The organism is Streptomyces sp. SID12488 (assembly GCF_010548275.1).
Taxonomy (GTDB): domain Bacteria; phylum Actinomycetota; class Actinomycetes; order Streptomycetales; family Streptomycetaceae; genus Streptomyces.
In genome coordinates this window covers 60,640-79,317 of the sequence record NZ_JAAGLT010000038.1, presented here as the reverse complement: position 1 = coordinate 79,317, position 18,678 = coordinate 60,640, and the positions used below count along the sequence as shown (strand labels likewise).

The following is an 18,678-nucleotide window of genomic DNA, read 5'->3' as shown; positions in this document are numbered from 1 at the left end:
TCGCGGGGCTCCAGGTGGCCAAGTCCCTTAAGCCATCGAGTGGTCTCGCCCATGACAGCCATACCCAGAGCCCCTGGGTCCTCCGATCTTACGAATGACCAGAGCAACCACTCTTGAAAGGTAGGACGTTCATGCGGTAGAGGCCTGCGTCCGTCAGGGCCGCGACCACCTCGGGCGTCACCCGCCGTTCCTGTTCCGTGCGGGGTGCGTGTTCGCGGATGAGCGGTCGGAGTGTCCGTATGCGGTCTACGAGGCCGGCGGCAGTTTTCGCAGCGGCGGCAGGGTGCGAGGTTGCGGGCTGAGCCATGGGCGAACCTCCGGGTGCTCCTGGCACTTCGGGTACTCCGGGCACGGCGAAGGTCTCACCGTCGCGCGGGGTGGATCGACTGTCAACCAGCCCTGCAGTGTCAGGAGTTGTTGTTCGCGGAGGGGAGGGCCAGGAGGGCGCAGAAGCGTTCGGCGTTGTTCTGGTGGCCGAGGGAAAGGCGTACCCAGGACTCGTCGGTGAAGGTCAGGCGTACGTCCGCGCCGGTCTCGCAGTACGGCATACGGCGGGCCTGGGCAATGGTCTTCAACAACAACCCCGGGCGCGCACTGACGTACCCGTGGATCGTCCGTCAGGAGATTTCCGAGTTGGCCGACTCCGCGGGCGGATTCGTGGAGTTCGAGAACCGCTTGGGCAAGGTCTGGCGAGTGGGGTGGGACGGCGGCTGGTTCGTGTCGGGAGAGCGGTTGGGAGAACTGTTGGGAGAACGGGCGAGTGTGCGGTCGGCAGTGCAGGGGTGGCGTGAGATGAGCCTGGACGAGGTCCTGGGGCTCTTCGAGGGAGCGCTGTGGGAGGGCGCACACGTCAGTAACGGATGTCCCTCGTACGGCGTAATCGCTCCCTCCCTCGTCGCGTGAGCGAATCGTGCAGGCCTCATGGCAGACCCGTGGTGAAGGGCGGGGCGGTGGCGCGGGTTGTCCGGCCTGTGGGTGTCCGGTCAGCAACGAATTCGCGCGTGCACAGCAGGTGTCGTATCCGCATCGCTTTGTCCAACGGGGAACCGTACGGCCGAAGTTGCACGTGAATAACGTTGTGCCCCGGGCTGTTCACGATCCAGAACGCGCCTTGAGGGGCTTATGTGCGGCTGATACGGTGCCATGGCTTGACACCCACTCCAGCGCTGGCTAATTGGCCGGATCGGGCGGAACGTCCAGCAAGGGCGTATCGCATACATCGCGCATGCCGCGAGTGAAGTGTCCTATTTAGCACGTAAATTGGCAGAATTTTTCTTGGGTGTACGGGGAGCTGTTGCGTGAAGATCCAAGAGCGTACGGGTGCGGGCGGCGGTCGTTCCTCTGTGCCCGCTCAGCCGATGTCCGGTGAGCGGCTCCCGACGCCGCCTCGCGAGCGTAAACCGGCTCTCGCCGCTCTTGCGGTGCTGCTGATTCTGCTCGGTGCACTGGGCGCGACGACGCTGGTGCTGCGGGCGGGGGACCGGATCGAGGTCGTCAAGGTGATCGGTGACATTCCGGCCGGAGGGTCTGTCACCAAGGCGAACACGGCGTCCGTCCTGGTCGCGGCCGACGACAGCATCCACTACGTCCCATGGAGCCAGTTGGACGGGCTGATGAAGTTGAAGGCCGTCAGCGCCATCCCCAAGGGCGTCGTTGCCGTGGGCGAGATGTTCACCGCCGAGACGGGCATCGGCGCCGGGCAGGCCACCGTCGGGCTTTCCCTCAAGGCGGGTCAGTACCCGAACAACCTCAAGCAGGGGGACCTCGTCGCCGCCTACCGCGTCGGCGGGACCACAGGCACCGGCACCGGCTCCAGCACTGGTTCGAGCGGCTCCTCCTCGTCCGGCGCCGGCACCAGCCTGATCGTGGACAAGGCGAAGGTCAGTTTCCTGCAGGGAACCAGTGACAGTAGTGACGTGGTGACCAGCACCAACCTGCCTGTCACTCTCACCGTCGACAGCACCAAGGCCGCCGAGCTGGCGCAGGCCGCTGCCGCCGGCCAAGTGGCTCTCGTGCTCATCCCCAGCAGCTGAAGGCGGCCCCAGAACCATGGCGCTCATCGTTCTTGCCGCCGACAAGGGTTCCCCCGGCGTGACCACCGCGGCCGTCGCGCTCGCCGCGGTCTGGCCTCGGCGGGCCCTGCTCGCCGAGACCGACCCGGCCGGCGGTGACCTCGTCTACCGCAGTGCCGCCGCGCACGGCGGGATGCTCAACCCCAACACCGGCATGCTGTCCATTGCCGCGACCGCCCGGCGCGGGCTTGTCCCCGATCAACTCTGGGACCACGTACAGCCGTTGAGCGGTGGGCTCGAAGTGCTCGTCGGGCTCGGCATCGCCGAACAGGCCGCCGGGCTCGCCGGACTCTGGCCCACCCTCGGCAGCGCCTTCGCGCAGCTCGGTGACTCCCCGAACGCGCCCGCCGACGTGATCGCCGACTGCGGACGCATCAGCGGGGACACCCCTGTCGTCGAACTGTTCCCGCATGCCGCCCTCGTGTTGCTCATCTCCCGGACCGAACCGGAAGCCATCGCGCGCGTGCGCGACCGTGCCGCCGCTCTCTCCACCAAGCTGCACGGCGGTCCGCGCGGCGCCGCCAGTCTCGCCACACCCCTCATCGGGGTCGTCCTCATCGCCGATCCGAACAACTCGGGCAAGCTGGTCAACCAGGTCAACGACATGCTCGTACACGCGCAGACGGGTGCACGCGTCGTCGGCACTCTCGCCGAAGACCCGGCCGGGGCCGAGCAGTTGGCCGGGCGCAAGCGCGGGCGGCTCGACAAGTCGATGCTCATCCGGTCGGCCCGCAAGGTGACTTCGGACCTGTACCAGCAGTACGGCGCCGCATGGACCGTACCCAGCCAGGTGCAGGGTCAGGGTCTGGGGCAGCAGCCTCCGACGCATGGCCAGCCCGGTCACGTCGGTCAGCAGCCCGGTCACGCCGGTGGTCAACCCGGCCATGCCGGAGCCGGCCGATGACCGCTGTCGACCACTCGCTGGTCAAGCGGTTCCGGCAGGAAGCCGGTGACCGGATCTCCGAGCAGCGTCGGCTCGACCAGGCCTCCAACGTCACGCCGATGTCCGGTGAGGACGAGCGGCAGTACGCGCGGGCCGTCATCGCCCAGATCCTTGAGGACCACGCCCGGACGGAGATCAACGCCGGGCGTACGCCGCTGGATGCCGAGACCGAGGAGCAGTACGCGGCTGCCGTGCACGCCGCGCTGTTCGGCGTCGGGCGGCTTCAGCCGCTGCTCGACAACGCCGACGTCGAGAACATCGACATCAACGGGTACGACCAGGTCTTCGTCGGGTATTCGGACGGGCGTGAGGTCGCCGGTGACCCGGTTGCCGAGTCCGACGAGGAGCTCATCGAGCTGATCCAGGTGCTCGGCGCCTACTCCGGGCTCTCCTCCCGGCCTTTCGACTCCGCCAATCCGCAGCTCGACCTGCGGCTGCCTGACGGGTCCCGACTGTCCGCCGTGATGGATGTGACCCGGCGTCCCGCGCTCTCGATCCGTCGTGCGCGCATGGGCAAGGTCTTCATCTCCGACCTGGTCGGGAACGGGACCGTGGCGCCTGAAGTCGCGCACTTCATGGCCTGTGCCGTGCGCGCCCGGAAGAACATCATGATCGCGGGCGCCACCAACGCCGGTAAGACGACGCTGCTTCGGGCCCTCGCCAACGAGATCCCGCCGCACGAGCGCCTCATCACCGTCGAGCGTGCGCTGGAGCTGGGCCTCGACCAGTTCCCCGAACTCCACCCCAACGTCGTGGCGTTCGAGGAGCGGCTGCCCAACTCCGAGGGGCTGGGCATGATTTCGATGGCCGAGCTGGTGCGGCGGTCGCTGCGTATGAACCCCTCGCGCGTCATCGTCGGTGAGGTGCTCGGCGACGAGATCGTGACGATGCTCAACGCGATGTCACAGGGCAACGACGGCTCGCTCTCCACGATCCACGCCAACAGCTCGCACGAGGTCTTCAACCGTATTTCCACGTACGCGCTCCAGGCGAAGGAGCGGCTGCCCATCGAGGCCAGCCAGATGCTGGTCGCGGGCGCCGTGAACTTCGTCGTCTTCATCCAGCGGCGCAACAACTACCAGACGGGCGGCCGGCTCCAGCGCATGGTGACGTCGGTCCGCGAGGTCAACGGGGTGGACGGCCGAGTGCTGTCCAGCGAGGTCTTCGCCGAGACCCCGGACGGCCGCGTCGTGCCGCACGCGCCCCTCTCCTGCCTCGACGATCTGGTCGCGCACGGGTACCGGTTGCCCGGCGGGAACTGGGGGTGACCATGACGACGTACAACAATGCCTATGCGTACGGGGACTCGTACTCGGCGGCCGTCGGCTCGCTCGGCTCCATGGGCGGACTGTTCTCCATCGACGTCCTGTACTCGCTCGGGGCCGGCATCGCCGTCGGCGGTGGGCTCGCGCTGCTCGCGGTCGCGATCCGCGGGCTGCCGGTCAAGCCGGAGCACGAGAAGCAGAAGGCCACCGAGCGCGCCAACGAACTCATCCGGTTCGCGGGGCAGCGCGGCTCGCTCGCCGCCCTGGTCGGACTCGCCGTGCTGCTGCTCACCCGGTGGGCGGTGGCCGGTATCGCGGCCGGCGTCCTCGTCTTCTTCTGGGACCGCCTCTTCGGTGGTGCGGCGGAGGAACGGGCCGGAATGCGGCGCGTGGAGGCCCTCGCCTCCTGGACGGAGTCGCTGCGCGACACGATCGCCGGTGCGGTCGGTCTGGAGCAGGCGATCCCGGCGTCGGCGCGCGCGGCAGCCCCGGTACTGCGTCCGCACCTGGACGCGATGGTCGACCGGCTCCGCTCCCGCACCCCGCTCCCCGAGGCGCTCCAGCAGCTCGCCGACGAGATCAACGACGCGTCCGCCGACATCATCGTCGCGGCGCTCATCCTCAACTCGCGGCTGCGCGGCCCGGGTCTGCGTCAAGTCCTGGGCGCGCTCGCGAAGTCGGCGCGCGAGGAGGTCGACATGCGGAACCGGGTCATGGCGCAACGGTCGTCAACTCGTCGCTCAGTGCAGATCGTTGTCGTGGTGTCGGTCGGATTCGTCCTCGGACTCGCCATCTTCAACCGCGAGTTCGTCGAACCGTACGGAACGCCGATCGGACAGGTCGTGCTCGCCGGTGTCTGCGGCCTGTTCGCGCTCGGCTTCTGGTGGCTGCGCAAGCTGTCGAGCATCGAGACACCCGAACGCTTCCTGGTACGGGACCAGTCGTCGGTCCAGTTCGTACGGCCACCCCAGACGCCGAAACCAGGAGCGCAAGGACAGCCGCCGTACGGGGCCGGTCCTGGTCCTGGTGCTGAAGAGGGGGTACGTCGATGAACGACCTGACCATGCCCGTGCTGGTCGGCGCCGTTCTGGGCCTCGGCATCTACGTCCTCGTACGGGCGTTGATGCCGTCGAAGCGGAGTGCCGTCTCGCAGGTCGCGCGCGTCGACGCGATGCGGGCGCGGGGAACGGCGTACGAGTCGGCCCATCGCGCCCAGGACGCGGGACGGATCGGCTCGTTCCGGGCCCAAGTGGGCGTCCGCGTCTCGGACTTCTACTTCCAGCAGGGCTGGGAGCAGCGCTCGCTGCGGGCCGACCTGGCAGTCCTGGACCGGAGTTGGGAGAACTTCCTCGCGACGAAGGTGCTGCTGGGGGCGGCCGGACTGTTCTTCGGCCCGTTCCTCTTCGTCATCGTCTGGACGCTGGGCATCGGCAAGAGCCCGGCCATCCCGGTCTGGATGGCGCTGCTCTTCGCGCTGGTCTTCTTCTTCCTGCCCGACCTGGAGGTACGGCGGGACGCGGCCGACAAACGGCGTGACCTGCGCCGGGTGATCGGGGCGTATCTCGACCTGGTGTCGATGAGCCTGGCCGGCGGCCGGGGTCTGCCCGAGGCGCTGATGGCGGCGGCGGACATCTCCGACGGCTGGGCGACACAGCGCATCCGCAACGCGCTGAACGACGCCCGTATCACCGGCACCAGCCAGTGGCAGGCGCTCGGTTCGCTGGGCGAGGAACTGGGCGTCGAGGAACTCAAGGACCTTTCGACCTCGTTGGCGCTGGTCGCGGACGACGGCGCGAAGGTGCGCGACTCGCTCGCCTCACGTGCCGAGACGATGCGGCACCGGGAACTGGCGGAGATCGAGGGCAGCGCGGGCGAGAAGTCGCAGTCGATGCTCGTGGCGCAGCTGCTGTTGTGCGCCGGGTTCCTGGTGTTCCTGATCTTCCCTGCGGCCATGCGCGTGTTCCAGGTCTGACGTTCATTCCCTACCGCTTGAATTCGAGAGGACAACTCACCATGAACGGACGGAACTTCAGCACCGGGATCCCGGCAATGGACTTCCTGGTCACCTTCCTGCAGGGCCGGGTGCAGCGCGCCCGTTCCGGCGAACTCGACCGCGGCGCGTCCGCGGTCGAGTGGGTCATCATCTCGGCGGTCGTCGTGGCGATCGTCGGCGTGGTCGCTGCGATCATCAACGCGGCGCTGGAAACGGGTGCGAACAACGTCAAGGACTGCATCGCGGGCGCGACACAGAGCAGTACCTGCAAGAAGTAATCCATGACCACGTCGATGTCCGGGAACCGCCGGGAGAACAGAGCCGCGGTATGGCTGCGCCGTCGGGTGGAGGCCGCCTCCGCCCGCGGCGACTCCGGCATGACCGCGATCGAGTTCGTGCTGCTGACGCCCGTACTCTTCTTCATGATCTTCGCGACGGTGCAGTTCGCGCTCTACTTCTTCGCGGACCACGTGGCCCAGGCGGCGGCCCAGGCAGGCGCCCGCAAGGCCCGTGCCATGGCGCACGATCAGCCGGGCGCGTGGCGGGGCGAGGCGCAGGACGTGGTGGACAGCTACATCCAGCAGTTGGGTCCGAGCCTGGTGCTGTCGCCGAAGGTGACGATGCTCCAGCCGGAGCAGAACACGGTGGGCGTGGAGATCACGGCTCGGGTGCCCACGGTGTTCCCCGGGTTCGATATCACCGTGCACGCACAGTCGGTGGGCCCGGTGGAGCGGTTCGTGCGGGATGCGGGGAACTGATGGGTTACTTCTCTTCCCTGCGGCGCTTGCGGGACCGGCGTGAACTGGGCGACCGCGGCCTGTCCACCATCGAGGTGGTGATCCTCGCGCCGGTGATGATGATGTTCATCCTGGTGCTGGTGGCCTTCGGGCAACTGGTCGACGGGCGCGGGGCACTTGACGGTGCGGCGCGGGACGCGGCCCGGGCCGGGTCGATCCAGAAGGATCACGTGACGGCGATGGCGGAGGCGAGGAAGGCGGCCGAGGCCGACCTCACGGACATCTGCTCGGGCCCGGTCACCGTGACCCAGACCAGCGCGGGCTTCGAGCCCGACACCATCTTCTCGGTCGAGGTCAGTTGCGAGGTGCGAGGCCTGGCGATGCTCGGCCTGGACATCCCGACGACGCTGACGGCGAGCTTCAGCTCACCGCTGGACCCGTTCCGGAGGACGGTGTGACGCTGAGAACGAGGGTGCCCTCTGCCGTACGGGACTGGTCCGTTCGTGACTGGTCCGAGCATCGGTGGGCCCGCCTCGACGACCGGGGCTCAGGCGCAGGCGCGGTGATCATCTTCGCTGTCCTCTTCCTCTCCCTCTCCGCCTTCGTGATCGACGGCGGCATGTCCATCTCGAAGCGGGAACGGGCGGCGGACATCGCGGAACAGGCTGCGCGTTACGCGGCCCAGGACATCGACCTCGACGCCCTCTACCGCAACGCGGCGGGCGGCGCCCCGATCAACTTCCAGAACTGCGACGCGCGCGTGAAGGCCTTCGCCCAGGAGATGGGCATGTCCGCCGCGGACACGGGCGCGTCCCACTGCGTCACGGCGAACGCCAACGAGGTACAGGTCCAAGTGCAGTTGACGTACTCGCCGGTGTTCACGGGGCTGTTCTACGGCGGGGACGTGACGGTACGGGGCGAGGCGGTGGCGGAGAACGAGGTGGGGTGAAGGGGCGTGTCCCTCAGCTCACTTGTCCAACTCCTCTCCAGTTCCGCGCCAGTTCCTCTCCAGCTCCTTACTGGGCGCCGCCGCTGTTGCCCTTGCCGCCGCCGTTCCTGGTGTCCTTGGTCGTCATCTTCTCGTTGACCTGCTTGGCGAGTTCGTCGTCCAGCTTCTTGAACTCGCGTACGACGGCGTCGGACATGTCGGCGAGGGCGTCGAGCTGCTGGGTGATGTCCTCGCGGCCGTCCTCCCAGTTGGACTCGAAGTCCTCCAGCGCGTGGTTCACGCTGCCGTCGCCGATGTCGTCCTTGTAGGACTCGAAGAGCTTCTTGGTGTGGTTCAGCCGGGTCTTGATGGAACGCAGCCGGCTGCCGTAGTCCTCGAGTTCGCTCAGCGGGAGCGTGAGGTCGGACTTGCCCTTGCCCATGTGTGAGTCCCCCAGGAGCGCCTCGTAGTCTGACCGACGTCTGACCGGCACCGTACAACGGAACGATGCCGGCACGGGAGATCGAGTGAACGGGGTGGAGTGAGGACATGGCTCGCTACAGCGAAGCGCAGACGGTCGAGCGAGGTGGGTTCCGGATCAAGGTGCCCGAGTCGTGGTGGGAGTTCGACGTGCGCCCCGAGTCACGCGACGACTCCATCCGGCGCATGGTCGACGAACGGGTTCGACAGCGAACGGAGCTGGCCCCGTACCGCGACACGTACACCGCGTTCCTGCGGAAGGCGGCGGCGGACGCGTGGAAGTCGGGCGCGCTGTACTGCGGTTGCATGGCGGAGAGCTTCGGCGGCGACACCCCGATCACCGGCTCGGTGACGGTCTCGATGGTCGGCGGCCGTAAGGCGGACGGGGAGCCGCTCTCCACCGACCCGGCCGTCATCGCGGCCCAGTTGGCGGTCAAGGAGGCGAAGAAGGAGGGCGACTCCTGGCGCAAGGTCACGACCGTCGACATCCCCGGTGTCGGACCGGCGGCGCGTACGTACGGCGTCGAGGACATCGCCGTACCGGGCGACGAACTCGGCCGCACCATCCGGGCTGTGCTGATGCAGACGTTCATCCCGGTGCCGGGTCAGGAGGGCAAGGTGGCGCTGGTGGCGGGCAGCAGCCAGGTGCTGGACCTCGCGGAGTCGTTCTTCGACATCTTCGACGCGGTTACTTCGACGTTCCGGTTCGCCGAATAGCAGCTGCTTCACATCGAACGACCGTTCCTTGTAGGTTCACGTGTGCACACGGTTGTTGATGGCGTGTCTGTGACGGGGGTTGCGGGATGGCGGGGTACCGGCCGGCTGACTGGCATGTGCTGGACCTGGACAAGGACCCGACGCCGGGTGATCCGGACCGTGTGCGTCAACTGGCTCGTACGTTGCATGAGTTCGCGGATGATGTCGCGGACGGGTTGCGGTTGATCAAGGGGATGGCGTCGGAGAACGAGACGCTGGAGTGGGCGGGGAAGACCGCTGAGGTGTTCCAGGACGAGTTCTCGGACGTACCGAAGAATCTGAAGAAGCTGAAGAAGTCGTACGACCTGTGCGGTGACGCGCTGGTGGATTACTGGCCGAAGTTGGAGCGGGCGCAGGCGCTGGCGGACAGGGCGCTGGTGAAGGGGCGGGCGGCGCAGGCGGATCTGTCGTCGGCCAAGTCCCGTCTGTCGTCGGCCGATTCGTGGATGACGCGGGCGACGAAGGAGTCCGACAAGTACAAGGACGATCCGACGGGCAGTAAGGCCGCGGAGAAGCCGGACGAGGCGAAGGTCCGGGCCGCCACCCGCGACGCGCAACATGCCAAGTCGGCCCAGAGCAGCGCCCAGTCGGATGTGGACGGCGCGCAATCCGCCCTGGACGCGGCGAAGAAGATGGCCGAGGACGCGCGGAAGATGCGTGAGGACGCGGCGGGCGAGGCGAAGCGGAGGATCGACGAGGCGTCGGACGCCGGTATCCAGAACCGGAGTTGGTGGGAGGACGTCGGGGACTGGTTCGTCGACAACTGGGACACCATCGTCGCGGTCTGCAAGATCGTCGTCGCGGTGGTCGGGGTTGTGGCGATGATCATCGGGGGGCCGATTCTCGGTGCGATCGTGCTGATCGCGGCCCTCGTCGTCCTCGCTGACACGCTCTACAAGTATTCCAAGGGCCAGGCGTCTCTATGGGATGTGGGACTTGCCGCGCTGGACTGCATTCCGGGGATGAAAGGGCTGACCACCCTCGGCGGCCTCGCCAAGGGCATGAAGGTCCTGGGCAAGGGCGGCCTCAAGGCCATGGCCAAGGGCCTGGGGAAAAAGGGTCTGCGCAAGGAAGCCGACGACGCCGTAGCGCACGCCAAGCCCACCAAGGGCCGCTGTAAGAACGGCGATCCCATCGACATGATCTCCGGCGACATGCTCATGGAGGAGACCGACGTCGACCTGCCGGGACTGCTTCCGGTGGTGCTGCGCCGCACCCACCTCTCCTCCTACTCGTACGGCCGTTCCTTCGGCCCGTCCTGGGCCTCCACCCTGGACGAACGCCTGGAACTGGACGACGAGGGGGCCGTCTTCGCCACCGAGGACGGCATGCTCCTCTTCTACCCGGTGCCCACACCGGGCACCTCGGTCCTGCCGCTGGAGGGCCCGCGCCGGCCGCTGGACTGGGACGGCGCCCCAGGTGCCCCCGTCAGGATCACCGACCCGGACACCGGCATCACGCGCCACTTCGCCGCGTGCAGGACCCCGACGTCGGCCGGCGAGACGTTCACCCTCCCCATCACCGCGATGACCGACCGCAACGGCCTCCGTATCGACTTCGACCGTGACGACGACGGCACGCCGGTCGCCGTACGGGATTCGGCAGGCCGCCGCGTGTACGTCGACACCGACAACAACGGTCGCGTCACCCGACTCCGGGTCCACAACCCGCAGGCCGGTCCCGACGGCACCGTCGCCAGGAGCTTCGGCCACGACTCCGACGGCAACCTCACCGAGATCCACAAATCCAGTGGGCCGCCCCGGAAACTCACGTACGACGCCCGCGCACGCATCACGTCATGGACCGACCGCAACGGCTACTCCTACCGTTTCACCTACGACGCCCTGGACCGCTGCACCGCCGGTGAGGGCGACGACGGCAGCCTCACCTGTGCTGTCGAGTACGACAGCGAGAACCGCGAGACGCGTTACACCGACGCACTCGGCGACACGACGACGTACCGCTACAACGACCTCCACCAACTGGCGGCCGTGACCGACCCGCTCGGCCACACCACTTACTCCGAGTGGGACCGCTACGGGCGGATGCTCTCCCGCACCGACGAACTGGGCCACACGACCCGCTTCACGCTCGGCGAGCACGGCGACCCGGTCCGCATGGACCGTCCCGACGGCACCAGCATCCAGGTGGAGTACGACGCCGACGGCCGGCCCATCGCCATCACGGAGCCCGACGGGGCGCGTTGGGAGTGTGCGTACGACGACAGGGGCAACCTGCTCAGCAGCACCGATCCGCTGGGCGCGGTGAGTTCGTACACGTACGACGAACACGGGCACCGGATCACCCAGACCGACGCGCTCGGCAACACCTTCCGCTTCGACACCGACGGGACCGGCCTTCCGGTACGGGTCGTGGATCCGCGAGGAAGTGTCGCCACCGTGCACAGGGACGCGTACGGCCGTGTCGTGCGGATCGACGACCCGGTCGGCGGGACCGTCCGCCAGGGCTGGAACCCCGAGGGACTGCTGCTGTGGCGGGAACGCGCCGACGGCGGGCGGGAGTCCTGGTCGTACGACGCGGAGGGCAACCTCACCGAGCACTGCGACGCGGGTGGGTTCACGACCGTCTTCGAGTACGGCGCGTTCGACCTGCCCAGCGCTCGGACCGACCCGGACGGCACCCGCTACCTCTTCACTCACGACGCCGAGCTGCGGCTCACCGCGGTGACCAACCCACGCGGCGACGAGTGGAGTTACCGCTACGACGCGGCGGGCCGCCTGATCGGCGAAACGGACTTCGAGGGCCGTACGCTCACCTATGTCTGCGACCCCACAGGACGCCAGGTCGAGCGGACGAACGGTACCGGCCAGATCGTGCGGGTCACCCGTGACGCCGCAGGCCGGGCGGTGGCCTCGCGCACCAACGACGGCATGGTCACCTCGCTGCGTTACGACCTGGCCGGACGCCTTCTGGAGGCCGCGAGCCCCGCCGGCAGCGTGGCCTATGCCTATGACGTGGTCGGCCGGACCGTCGCCGAGACGGTCGACGGCCGGACCGTCACCAGCGCATACGACCCGCTGGGCAGGCGAGTGCGGCGGACCACGCCCTCCGGCGCCACCTCGCACTGGTCGTACAACTCTGCCGGCCTGCCGGCTTCGCTGGTCACCACAGGAGGCGAGCTGACCTTCGCGTATGACGCGGCCGGCCGGGAAACCGCTCGCGGCCTGGGCGCCGCGGCCACATTGACGCAGTCCTGGGACGCGGGGCACCGCCTCGTCGAGCAGGTCGTCCGGGCGGGCACCGGAGCCGACAGCGCGGCCGTGCGGCAGTCCCGCTCCTACACCTACCGCGCGGACGGATTCCTGACGGGGATCACGGACCGGCTGGCAGGCGCCCGCACGTTCGACCTCGACCCTGCCGGCCGCGTCACCCGCGTTTCGGCCCGGACCTGGACCGAGACCTACGCCTACGACGACCTCGGCAACCTCACCGCTGCCAGCCATCCGGCCCCCGGCGGACAGGACGCGCAGGGTCCGGCACGGCACTCCGGGACGAAGGTCGGCTCAGTCGGCCGCAGCTCGTACGAGCACGACGCCCAGGGGCGCGTGGTCCGTGTGATCCGGCGAACCCTGTCGGGACTTCGCCGGATCTGGACGTACGCCTGGGACGCGGAGGACCGGCTCACCGAGGCCGAGACGCCGGACAACGGCGTGTGGCGCTACCGCTATGACGTGCTCGGTCGGCGCACCGCCAAGTCGCGCCTGAACGAGGACTGTTCGGTCGCCGAGGAGATCCTCTTCACCTGGGACGGCGCCAATCTCGCGGAGCAGCAGTCGCTCCGGGACGGTATGGCGGAGGCAGACACCTGGGACTGGGTCCCCGGCACCCACCGCGCGGCGGCCCAGGTACGCAGCCGGTGGCACACCGCCGACCCGGCCGCGGTCGACCGTCAGTTCTACGCGATTGTCACCGACCTGGTCGGCACACCGACCGAACTGATCGGCGAGGACGGGGAGATCACCTGGCGGTCGGCCACCAGCCTGTGGGGACGACCGCTGTCCGCCGAGACCGATGGCGGCCTGTGCCCACTGTCCTTCCCGGGCCAGTACCGCGACCCGGAGACGGGCCTGCACTACAACCTGGCCCGCTACTACGACCCGGACACAGCGAGCTACCTCTCACCCGACCCGCTCGGCCTGGCCCCGTCCCCGAACCACCACGGGTACGTGGACAACCCGTTGCGGTGGAGTGACCCGCTCGGTCTTGAGGGGGACAGCACCGACCCGGTCCGTATCTACGACGACTCGGAGTACACGAAGCACGGTTCAGGCAGCAGTTCTTCGGCCAAGGGCGAGGTCAGCCGAGCGCCGAGCAATGGCCAGGCTGCGTTGGATCGGTCCATTCCGTTGGGTGACCCGAACAACCCGGACAAATTCCGGCGCGTTGGTGTGGATCATGTCAACAACGAGATCGTGGTCCTGGACCGGCACCACAAGATCTTGGACAAGGACGGCAACATCGTCAAGGAGATCTACCATGGCCACGTGCAGTCCTCGTATCCGTCGAGTGCGGTCAAGGAGAACGATCTGACCGCGTTGGTGAAGGCCAAGATGATCAACAACAAGAAGAAGCAGAAGGTGCTCCCGCCCCCGTGCGATGGGTGACGGGCATACGAAGGAAGACCGGTCATGGCGTCCGAGTGGGACTGGGAAAGCGGCAAAGGCCTGTTGGGTATCGACGACCCCGCGGAATGGGACGCCGCGTTCGAGCGGGGCGAGCAGCACCTCGGTACAGCGGCGATCGGCTTGGCGTTCCAGTGTTCGTTGGACGAAGCGTCGCCTCGGATTGTCAGAGCGATGCAGTTGCCGGACCGCGATGAACGGGGGTTCGCGTTCACCGCGGCAGGGACCGTGGCTCGGCTCAACGGCGAGTTGACGCCAGAGCTGTACTCCGCGCTGCGGGCGGTGGGGCATCGCGGCCTCGCCGAGACCGCTGTCGATGACACTCTGACGTTCGTCCCGTTCCGGGATCTGCCACCGTGGTTCAAGTGGCGAAAGATCGCGTCAAAGGTGCAGGACAAGCTGAAGACCTGGCGGCTGGAGTTCACATACACGGTCAGTGACGCCTGGAAGGCCCTGCGTCGACGTCGTTGACGGAAGAGGAGAGGCGGTCATGGCGTCCGAGTACGACTGGGAACGCGGCGAGGGCCTGCTGGGTCTCGATGACCCCGCCGAGTGGGATGCCGCGTTCGAGCGTCGGGAGAACCATCTCGGTACGGGCGTGATCGGGTTGGCGTTCCACTGTTCGCTGGAGGAGGCGTCGCCCCGGATTGCCAGAGCGATGCGGCTGCCGGACATCGGCCAGCGGGGGTTCGCGTTCACCGCGGCCGGTCACGCGGCTCGGCTCAATGGGAAGTTGACCCCGGAGCTGTACGCGGCCCTGCGCGCCGAGGGGCCTGGCGGCGTCGCCGAGCACCCCATCAGAGACACGCTGGGGTTCGTGCCTTTTCGGAAGCTGCCTCCGTGGTTCAAACGGCGGTGGGTGCTTGTGACTGTGCGCAACAAGCTGGAGAGCTGGTGGCTGACCGTCGCGTACGCGGCTGAGGATGCCTGGCGGGCGCTGCGTGGACGCCGCTCCTGAGAGGGTGAGGGCGGTGGCTGTGGGGGTGTTCGGCGTCTACCGGCGTCGGCCTCTTGAAGAATCCAGTTTCGAGACAGCGGGACAGCATGAGCAGCACCTTCAAGTACCGTTTCCGGAGCCCCTTCGGCGGTCTCGCCGCCGACCTGACGGCGGAGTGCGCTTCTCCTGGCGCCGGTGAGGAATTCTTCCTGCGGGTTGATGGGCACGTGCACCTGTCGCTGCCCCAGGGCGTCAACTGGCGGGACGCGGCCTGGCTCTCCTTCGGCCTGGCAGTGCACGCGCCCGACCTGGCCGCAGAGCATCCCCAAGGAGTGCTCGTTCGAGTCGTCTCGCTTGATTTTCCGCTCGCCCATTTCCGGTCGGAAGTCGCGGCACTGGCCATGGACGGCTGGCTCCGGCAGGAACTTGATCTGCCCGATCGAGGGTTGCGGGCTGTCTTTGACAGGGAGCGAGCGAGCTACGGGTTCCATTGGGGAGACCATGCCGAGCTGTTCTGAAGCAAGGCTCGCCCGCGCGGTGTTCGGGCCGCTCGGGGGTGTGGTGGAGGTCGGTGCGGTGAACTCCACCGGTACCTGGGAGCTTGCCGATGTCTCGGTGGGCGATTTTCTGGCGCGCAGGCGAGGTGACGTGGAGCGGCTGCTCACCGGCATCTGATCGGTCTGCCGATTCAGTGACGCGACCATGGCGATCGTCGACGAGTTGGGCCGGTTCCGTGACCATGAGGTGCCCGCGGCATTCTTGCTCCCGTGGTCCGCGGGGATCACAGGAGTTCCGCGGCCTCCTGCAAGACTCGAAGAACCTGCTGTGGTGCGACGTATGTGCGGCACGGGGGAGGTCGAGTTCCGGACAGCGGAGCCGTCCATTACAGGCGAATCACGTGTCGGGCCTGGTGTACGCGCATTTGACTCGAAGACATGACCCACTAGTGTGTCCAAACACGCCTCATTGACGGTGAAGGGAGCCTCTGGTGACCACGTCTGCCAGCACTCTGGGGCAGCGCCTGCGCGCGTTGCGGCGCGAGCGGGGCCTGAGTCAGACCGATCTGGCCGGAGGCGCGGTCTCCGCCAGTTACGTGTCGTTGATCGAGTCCGACCGCCGTACTCCTGAGCCGCCGGTGGTCGAGCTGCTGGCCGAACGCCTGGGCGCGACCGTGGAGTACCTGCTGACCGGCCGGGACCGCACTGAGCTCAACGAACGCCGGCTCCGACTGCGCTTCGCTGAACTCGCGCTCGCCAACGGCGCCGCCGTCGAGGCCAGGGACCGGCTGCTCGAGCTGTCTCAGGAGAGCGATCATGAGCTGCGCTGGGAGATCCTTTCGGCGCTGACCCGGGCGTACGAGGCACTGGGCGAGACCGATCGGACGCTGGAAGGGGTCGAGCGGCTGATCGACGCCGCCAGGCGGGGCGAGGAACTGCCGGGAGGACTGCTGCCGCTGCTCATGCAGCGATGTCGGATCCTCAGCGAGGCCGGCGACTTCGGCCGGAGCATCGAACTGGGTGAACAGGCCCTGGAGGAGGTGCGCCTGCTGGGCCTTGAGGGCACCGACGACGAGATCCGGCTCGCCTCCACACTGGTAGCCGGCTACTGGGGTCGCGGTGACCTGGCGACCGCGCAGCGGCTGGTCTCCCGGGTGATCGAGCGGGCGGAGCGCAACGGCTCGCGCCGGGCGCGCGGCTCCGCGTACTGGAACGCGGCTCTGGTGGCCGAGGCCCGCGGCGATCTCACCCTCGCCCTGGACTTGGTGGAGAAGGCCCTTGCCCTGATGGCCGAGGATGACTCCGAGCACAGTCTGGCCCGGCTGCGGCTGACCTACGCCTGGCTGCTGCTGCGGGCCGAACCGCCGGAGCTGCAGCAGGCCGGGCCGCTGCTGAACCAGGCGTACGAGGTGCTTCTGCGCGTGATGGACACCGGTGACCTCGCCGCCTGCGAGACGGAACTCGCCCGCCTGGAACTCCTGTCGGGCCGCCCCGCGGACGCCGTCGGCACCGCGCTGCGCGCCATGGGCAGGCTGGAGACCCGCAAGGCGGTCGAGGCGGGCCGGGCCCGCTGGGTGCTCGGCCTGGCGATGGTGTCGGACGGCCGGACCGCTCCCGGGATCGAGGAGTGCTGGACGGCCGCCGAGGAACTCCAGTCGCTGGGGGCCCGGCTCGAGGCCGCCGAGGCGTGGCGCCAGGTCGCCGAACTGCAAGCCCGTCACATCGGTGCGGACCGGGCACTGGAGGCATACCGCCGGATGGCGGACTGCGCCCGGGTCAGGCCTCCGGCTCCGCTGCCGGACCCGGACGCCGGGGAATCCGGCGAACTGTCCCGCTGAAGTCCGCGGCGGCTCGCGCCGTGGCCGGCGATCCAGCCTCAACCTGCACCCATAGCTGCACCCGCATCCACACCGGCACTCGCACCCGCTGCGTCCGCGCAGGCGGCTGACCACGCGCCGCAGCCAGGGTTGTCATGCCGCCAGGCTTGTCACGCCGCCACGTCCCACGCCCCACGCCGATCTCGTCCTGGCGTGGGGCGCGGGACGTGAGACACAGGCGTGGGACGTGAGGCGTGAGGCGTGGGGGGCACTCAGCCTTGGAACACGTCCTGGCCGATGATCCTGCAGCACGGACCAGGGCCGGCCGGCAGGGCGTTGACGGTGGTCGTACCCGGCTTGCCCGTCACTCCGGCAGTGGCCGGGATGACGCCGAAGGCCGACAGGGCCGCCATCAGGACGGTGATGACGAGAGTCGCCGTCACTTGTCTCGCCTGTGTCCTGCTCATGTATGTCCTCCCCCGATGTGGGCCTGTCGTGGCCCTCCGTTGAACAGCAGTGACAATCGTACAGTCAAGATCTCTTGTCAACTGATCTGTCGGTGCTTCATGGGCATTTCATATAGAGCTCGCACCGACGCCTCCTCATCAAGCTTCTGATCTGCAGTTTGGTAGAACGTTTGAGGGTTCACGGACCATAGCTGCCCGTCTTGGGCATCGTTGTCGAGCCGTTCGTTGAGTCGAGAAGTTCCTTGACTGGCCGCTTGAGGGCTGTGTACTGTCGGGGCGAAGCTGCGGCAATGGCAAGATGCCTGGCTTCATGTGCCTGTGATTGCAAGACGGGGGAGGCACAGAACATTCGAATCAGGGGTGCTCTCTGCCTGATCTCCCTCTCACGACGCCGGCGGAAACGCGGCGGAAGTCCAGTGAAGAAGGGTTGTCAATTCACCATGTCCAAACTTGACCGCGCGCGCCTCGAAACGCTGGCCGCGGAACTCCTGGAGAAGCAGTTCGACCGCGTGCCCAAGCTCCGCGAGCTGCACCGCGGGGAGTGGATCGACCGCGACTACTACGTTCGGCACATAACCGAAACGGTTCTGCGCATCCGCCTGAACAACGAGGTCGACAGCTACGCCCTCTACAAGGTCGGTTCCCAGGACGACAACCTCGCCGCCAAGCTCGCCCGCTACCTCGCCGAGGAGTTCGGGCACGAGAACATGTTCACCAAGGACCTGAAGAAGTTCGGTCTGACCATCGAGGAGCTCAACGCCACTCCGATCTTCCCCTCCACCGCCAAGCTCATGGGCTACCTGCGGTTGGAGGCCGACCGGTCCGGTCCGGCGCCCACCACGATCTGGGACTGGTTCGTGGAGTGGTACTCCGACCGCTACAACCCGGTCATCACCGCGAAGGCCGAGGAGGAGTTCGGCAAGGAGTACGTGCACGGCACCCGTGCGCACCTCGCCTTCGACGAGGACCACGACCACGACGAGCTCATGTTCCGCACGGTCTCCCGCGCCGTCGAGAAGTTCAGCACACCCGAGCAGGCCGAGGTGTACCTGACGGTCTTCGTCGACCTCATCGGCGACTACTTCAGCGAGCTGTACGAGACCACGGTCGGGGCACGCGAAGCAGTGCCGGCCGGAGTCTGAC

The 18,678-nt window shown here is 67.8% G+C and carries 21 protein-coding genes; 18 read left to right on the top strand and 3 right to left on the bottom strand.

Annotation, left to right across the window (positions count from 1 at the left end; genetic code table 11):
* Positions 1 to 407: 407 nt before the first annotated feature.
* Positions 408 to 575: a hypothetical protein gene (locus tag G3I56_RS37790; protein WP_164417165.1), complete on the bottom strand. Its 168-nt coding sequence runs from the start codon at positions 573 to 575 to the stop codon at positions 408 to 410.
* Between G3I56_RS37790 and G3I56_RS37785 the strand changes: the two genes are divergently transcribed.
* The 10 genes from G3I56_RS37785 to G3I56_RS37740 all read left to right on the top strand — a co-directional run bounded on the left by G3I56_RS37785 (position 565) and on the right by G3I56_RS37740 (position 7,959).
* On the top strand, positions 565 to 903 hold the full coding sequence (locus tag G3I56_RS37785; RefSeq protein WP_203691582.1) for a hypothetical protein: 339 nt from the start codon (positions 565 to 567) through the stop codon (positions 901 to 903). The two genes, G3I56_RS37790 and G3I56_RS37785, sit on opposite strands and share 11 nt — an antisense overlap.
* 395 nt (positions 904 to 1,298) lie before the next feature.
* A complete protein-coding gene (locus tag G3I56_RS37780; protein WP_164417163.1) occupies positions 1,299 to 2,033 on the top strand; it encodes a hypothetical protein in 735 nt (244 codons plus the stop codon).
* A 16-nt stretch (positions 2,034 to 2,049) separates the two neighbouring features.
* Entirely contained in the window at positions 2,050 to 2,976 is a 927-nt protein-coding gene (locus tag G3I56_RS37775; RefSeq protein ID WP_164417161.1) for a hypothetical protein, read from the top strand.
* Complete coding sequence (locus G3I56_RS37770) at positions 2,973 to 4,283, top strand: ATPase, T2SS/T4P/T4SS family (protein ID WP_164417159.1); 1,311 nt, start codon at positions 2,973 to 2,975, stop codon at positions 4,281 to 4,283. The genes G3I56_RS37775 and G3I56_RS37770 overlap by 4 nt, the downstream gene beginning before the upstream one ends.
* A gap of 2 nt (positions 4,284 to 4,285) precedes the next feature.
* A complete protein-coding gene (locus tag G3I56_RS37765) occupies positions 4,286 to 5,332 on the top strand; it encodes a type II secretion system F family protein (protein ID WP_164417181.1) in 1,047 nt (348 codons plus the stop codon).
* A complete protein-coding gene (locus tag G3I56_RS37760) occupies positions 5,329 to 6,252 on the top strand; it encodes a type II secretion system F family protein (RefSeq protein WP_164417157.1) in 924 nt (307 codons plus the stop codon). Before G3I56_RS37765 ends, G3I56_RS37760 begins: the two co-directional genes overlap by 4 nt.
* A 41-nt stretch (positions 6,253 to 6,293) precedes the next feature.
* The gene (locus G3I56_RS37755; protein WP_164313584.1) at positions 6,294 to 6,551 is read left to right on the top strand and encodes a hypothetical protein; all 258 of its coding nucleotides are present in this window, start codon (positions 6,294 to 6,296) and stop codon (positions 6,549 to 6,551) included.
* A gap of 3 nt (positions 6,552 to 6,554) precedes the next feature.
* Positions 6,555 to 7,031 carry a TadE family protein gene (locus tag G3I56_RS37750; protein WP_239135334.1) on the top strand — a complete coding sequence of 159 codons (477 nt, stop codon included), beginning with the start codon at positions 6,555 to 6,557 and terminating at the stop codon, positions 7,029 to 7,031.
* The gene (locus G3I56_RS37745; protein ID WP_164417155.1) at positions 7,031 to 7,468 is read left to right on the top strand and encodes a TadE/TadG family type IV pilus assembly protein; all 438 of its coding nucleotides are present in this window, start codon (positions 7,031 to 7,033) and stop codon (positions 7,466 to 7,468) included. Before G3I56_RS37750 ends, G3I56_RS37745 begins: the two co-directional genes overlap by 1 nt.
* Positions 7,469 to 7,482: 14 nt before the next feature.
* On the top strand, positions 7,483 to 7,959 hold the full coding sequence (locus G3I56_RS37740; RefSeq protein WP_164417177.1) for a pilus assembly protein TadG-related protein: 477 nt from the start codon (positions 7,483 to 7,485) through the stop codon (positions 7,957 to 7,959).
* Positions 7,960 to 8,026: 67 nt separating this feature from the next.
* Here the strand turns inward: G3I56_RS37740 and G3I56_RS37735 are convergent, their stop codons facing one another.
* Complete coding sequence (locus tag G3I56_RS37735) at positions 8,027 to 8,380, bottom strand: hypothetical protein (protein ID WP_164417153.1); 354 nt, start codon at positions 8,378 to 8,380, stop codon at positions 8,027 to 8,029.
* A gap of 107 nt (positions 8,381 to 8,487) precedes the next feature.
* Here G3I56_RS37735 and G3I56_RS37730 point away from each other — a divergent pair, with 107 nt between their 5' ends.
* From G3I56_RS37730 to G3I56_RS37700, 7 genes are all read left to right on the top strand, one after another.
* Positions 8,488 to 9,135: a hypothetical protein gene (locus tag G3I56_RS37730; RefSeq protein WP_164417151.1), complete on the top strand. Its 648-nt coding sequence runs from the start codon at positions 8,488 to 8,490 to the stop codon at positions 9,133 to 9,135.
* 86 nt (positions 9,136 to 9,221) lie between these two features.
* Complete coding sequence (locus G3I56_RS37725; protein WP_164417149.1) at positions 9,222 to 13,799, top strand: DUF6531 domain-containing protein; 4,578 nt, start codon at positions 9,222 to 9,224, stop codon at positions 13,797 to 13,799.
* A gap of 24 nt (positions 13,800 to 13,823) precedes the next feature.
* Positions 13,824 to 14,288, top strand: a complete 465-nt coding sequence (locus G3I56_RS37720; protein WP_164417147.1) for a hypothetical protein — start codon at positions 13,824 to 13,826, stop codon at positions 14,286 to 14,288.
* Positions 14,289 to 14,307: 19 nt separating this feature from the next.
* The gene (locus G3I56_RS37715) at positions 14,308 to 14,775 is read left to right on the top strand and encodes a hypothetical protein (RefSeq protein ID WP_164417145.1); all 468 of its coding nucleotides are present in this window, start codon (positions 14,308 to 14,310) and stop codon (positions 14,773 to 14,775) included.
* A gap of 86 nt (positions 14,776 to 14,861) precedes the next feature.
* Positions 14,862 to 15,272, top strand: coding sequence for a hypothetical protein (locus tag G3I56_RS37710; RefSeq protein ID WP_164417143.1), 411 nt, complete (start codon positions 14,862 to 14,864; stop codon positions 15,270 to 15,272).
* Positions 15,256 to 15,429 (top strand): hypothetical protein, encoded by a 174-nt coding sequence (locus G3I56_RS37705; protein ID WP_164417141.1) that lies wholly within the window; start codon positions 15,256 to 15,258, stop codon positions 15,427 to 15,429. Before G3I56_RS37710 ends, G3I56_RS37705 begins: the two co-directional genes overlap by 17 nt.
* 313 nt (positions 15,430 to 15,742) lie before the next feature.
* Positions 15,743 to 17,089, top strand: a complete 1,347-nt coding sequence (locus G3I56_RS37700; protein WP_164417139.1) for a helix-turn-helix domain-containing protein — start codon at positions 15,743 to 15,745, stop codon at positions 17,087 to 17,089.
* A gap of 251 nt (positions 17,090 to 17,340) precedes the next feature.
* On the opposite strand, the gene G3I56_RS37695 is transcribed toward G3I56_RS37700, so the two are convergent.
* A complete protein-coding gene (locus G3I56_RS37695) occupies positions 17,341 to 17,535 on the bottom strand; it encodes a hypothetical protein (RefSeq protein WP_164417137.1) in 195 nt (64 codons plus the stop codon).
* Positions 17,536 to 17,975: 440 nt separating this feature from the next.
* Between G3I56_RS37695 and G3I56_RS37690 the strand changes: the two genes are divergently transcribed.
* Positions 17,976 to 18,677: a hypothetical protein gene (locus G3I56_RS37690; protein ID WP_164417135.1), complete on the top strand. Its 702-nt coding sequence runs from the start codon at positions 17,976 to 17,978 to the stop codon at positions 18,675 to 18,677.
* Position 18,678: the final 1 nt, after the last annotated feature.

Bases quoted from the DNA above. Each gene is read 5' to 3' on its own strand.
- G3I56_RS37785 (WP_203691582.1), top strand. From the start codon at position 565: ATGGTCTTCAACAACAACCCCGGGCGCGCACTGACGTACCCGTGGATC.
- G3I56_RS37775 (WP_164417161.1), top strand. From the start codon at position 2,050: ATGGCGCTCATCGTTCTTGCCGCCGACAAGGGTTCCCCCGGCGTGACC.
- G3I56_RS37770 (WP_164417159.1), top strand. From the start codon at position 2,973: ATGACCGCTGTCGACCACTCGCTGGTCAAGCGGTTCCGGCAGGAAGCC.
- G3I56_RS37765 (WP_164417181.1), top strand. From the start codon at position 4,286: ATGACGACGTACAACAATGCCTATGCGTACGGGGACTCGTACTCGGCG.
- G3I56_RS37760 (WP_164417157.1), top strand. From the start codon at position 5,329: ATGAACGACCTGACCATGCCCGTGCTGGTCGGCGCCGTTCTGGGCCTC.
- G3I56_RS37755 (WP_164313584.1), top strand. From the start codon at position 6,294: ATGAACGGACGGAACTTCAGCACCGGGATCCCGGCAATGGACTTCCTG.
- G3I56_RS37750 (WP_239135334.1), top strand. From the start codon at position 6,555: ATGACCACGTCGATGTCCGGGAACCGCCGGGAGAACAGAGCCGCGGTA.
- G3I56_RS37745 (WP_164417155.1), top strand. From the start codon at position 7,031: ATGGGTTACTTCTCTTCCCTGCGGCGCTTGCGGGACCGGCGTGAACTG.
- G3I56_RS37735 (WP_164417153.1), bottom strand. From the start codon at position 8,380: ATGGGCAAGGGCAAGTCCGACCTCACGCTCCCGCTGAGCGAACTCGAG.
- G3I56_RS37730 (WP_164417151.1), top strand. From the start codon at position 8,488: ATGGCTCGCTACAGCGAAGCGCAGACGGTCGAGCGAGGTGGGTTCCGG.
- G3I56_RS37725 (WP_164417149.1), top strand. From the start codon at position 9,222: ATGGCGGGGTACCGGCCGGCTGACTGGCATGTGCTGGACCTGGACAAG.
- G3I56_RS37720 (WP_164417147.1), top strand. From the start codon at position 13,824: ATGGCGTCCGAGTGGGACTGGGAAAGCGGCAAAGGCCTGTTGGGTATC.
- G3I56_RS37715 (WP_164417145.1), top strand. From the start codon at position 14,308: ATGGCGTCCGAGTACGACTGGGAACGCGGCGAGGGCCTGCTGGGTCTC.
- G3I56_RS37710 (WP_164417143.1), top strand. From the start codon at position 14,862: ATGAGCAGCACCTTCAAGTACCGTTTCCGGAGCCCCTTCGGCGGTCTC.
- G3I56_RS37705 (WP_164417141.1), top strand. From the start codon at position 15,256: ATGCCGAGCTGTTCTGAAGCAAGGCTCGCCCGCGCGGTGTTCGGGCCG.
- G3I56_RS37695 (WP_164417137.1), bottom strand. From the start codon at position 17,535: ATGAGCAGGACACAGGCGAGACAAGTGACGGCGACTCTCGTCATCACC.
- G3I56_RS37690 (WP_164417135.1), top strand. From the start codon at position 17,976: ATGTCCAAACTTGACCGCGCGCGCCTCGAAACGCTGGCCGCGGAACTC.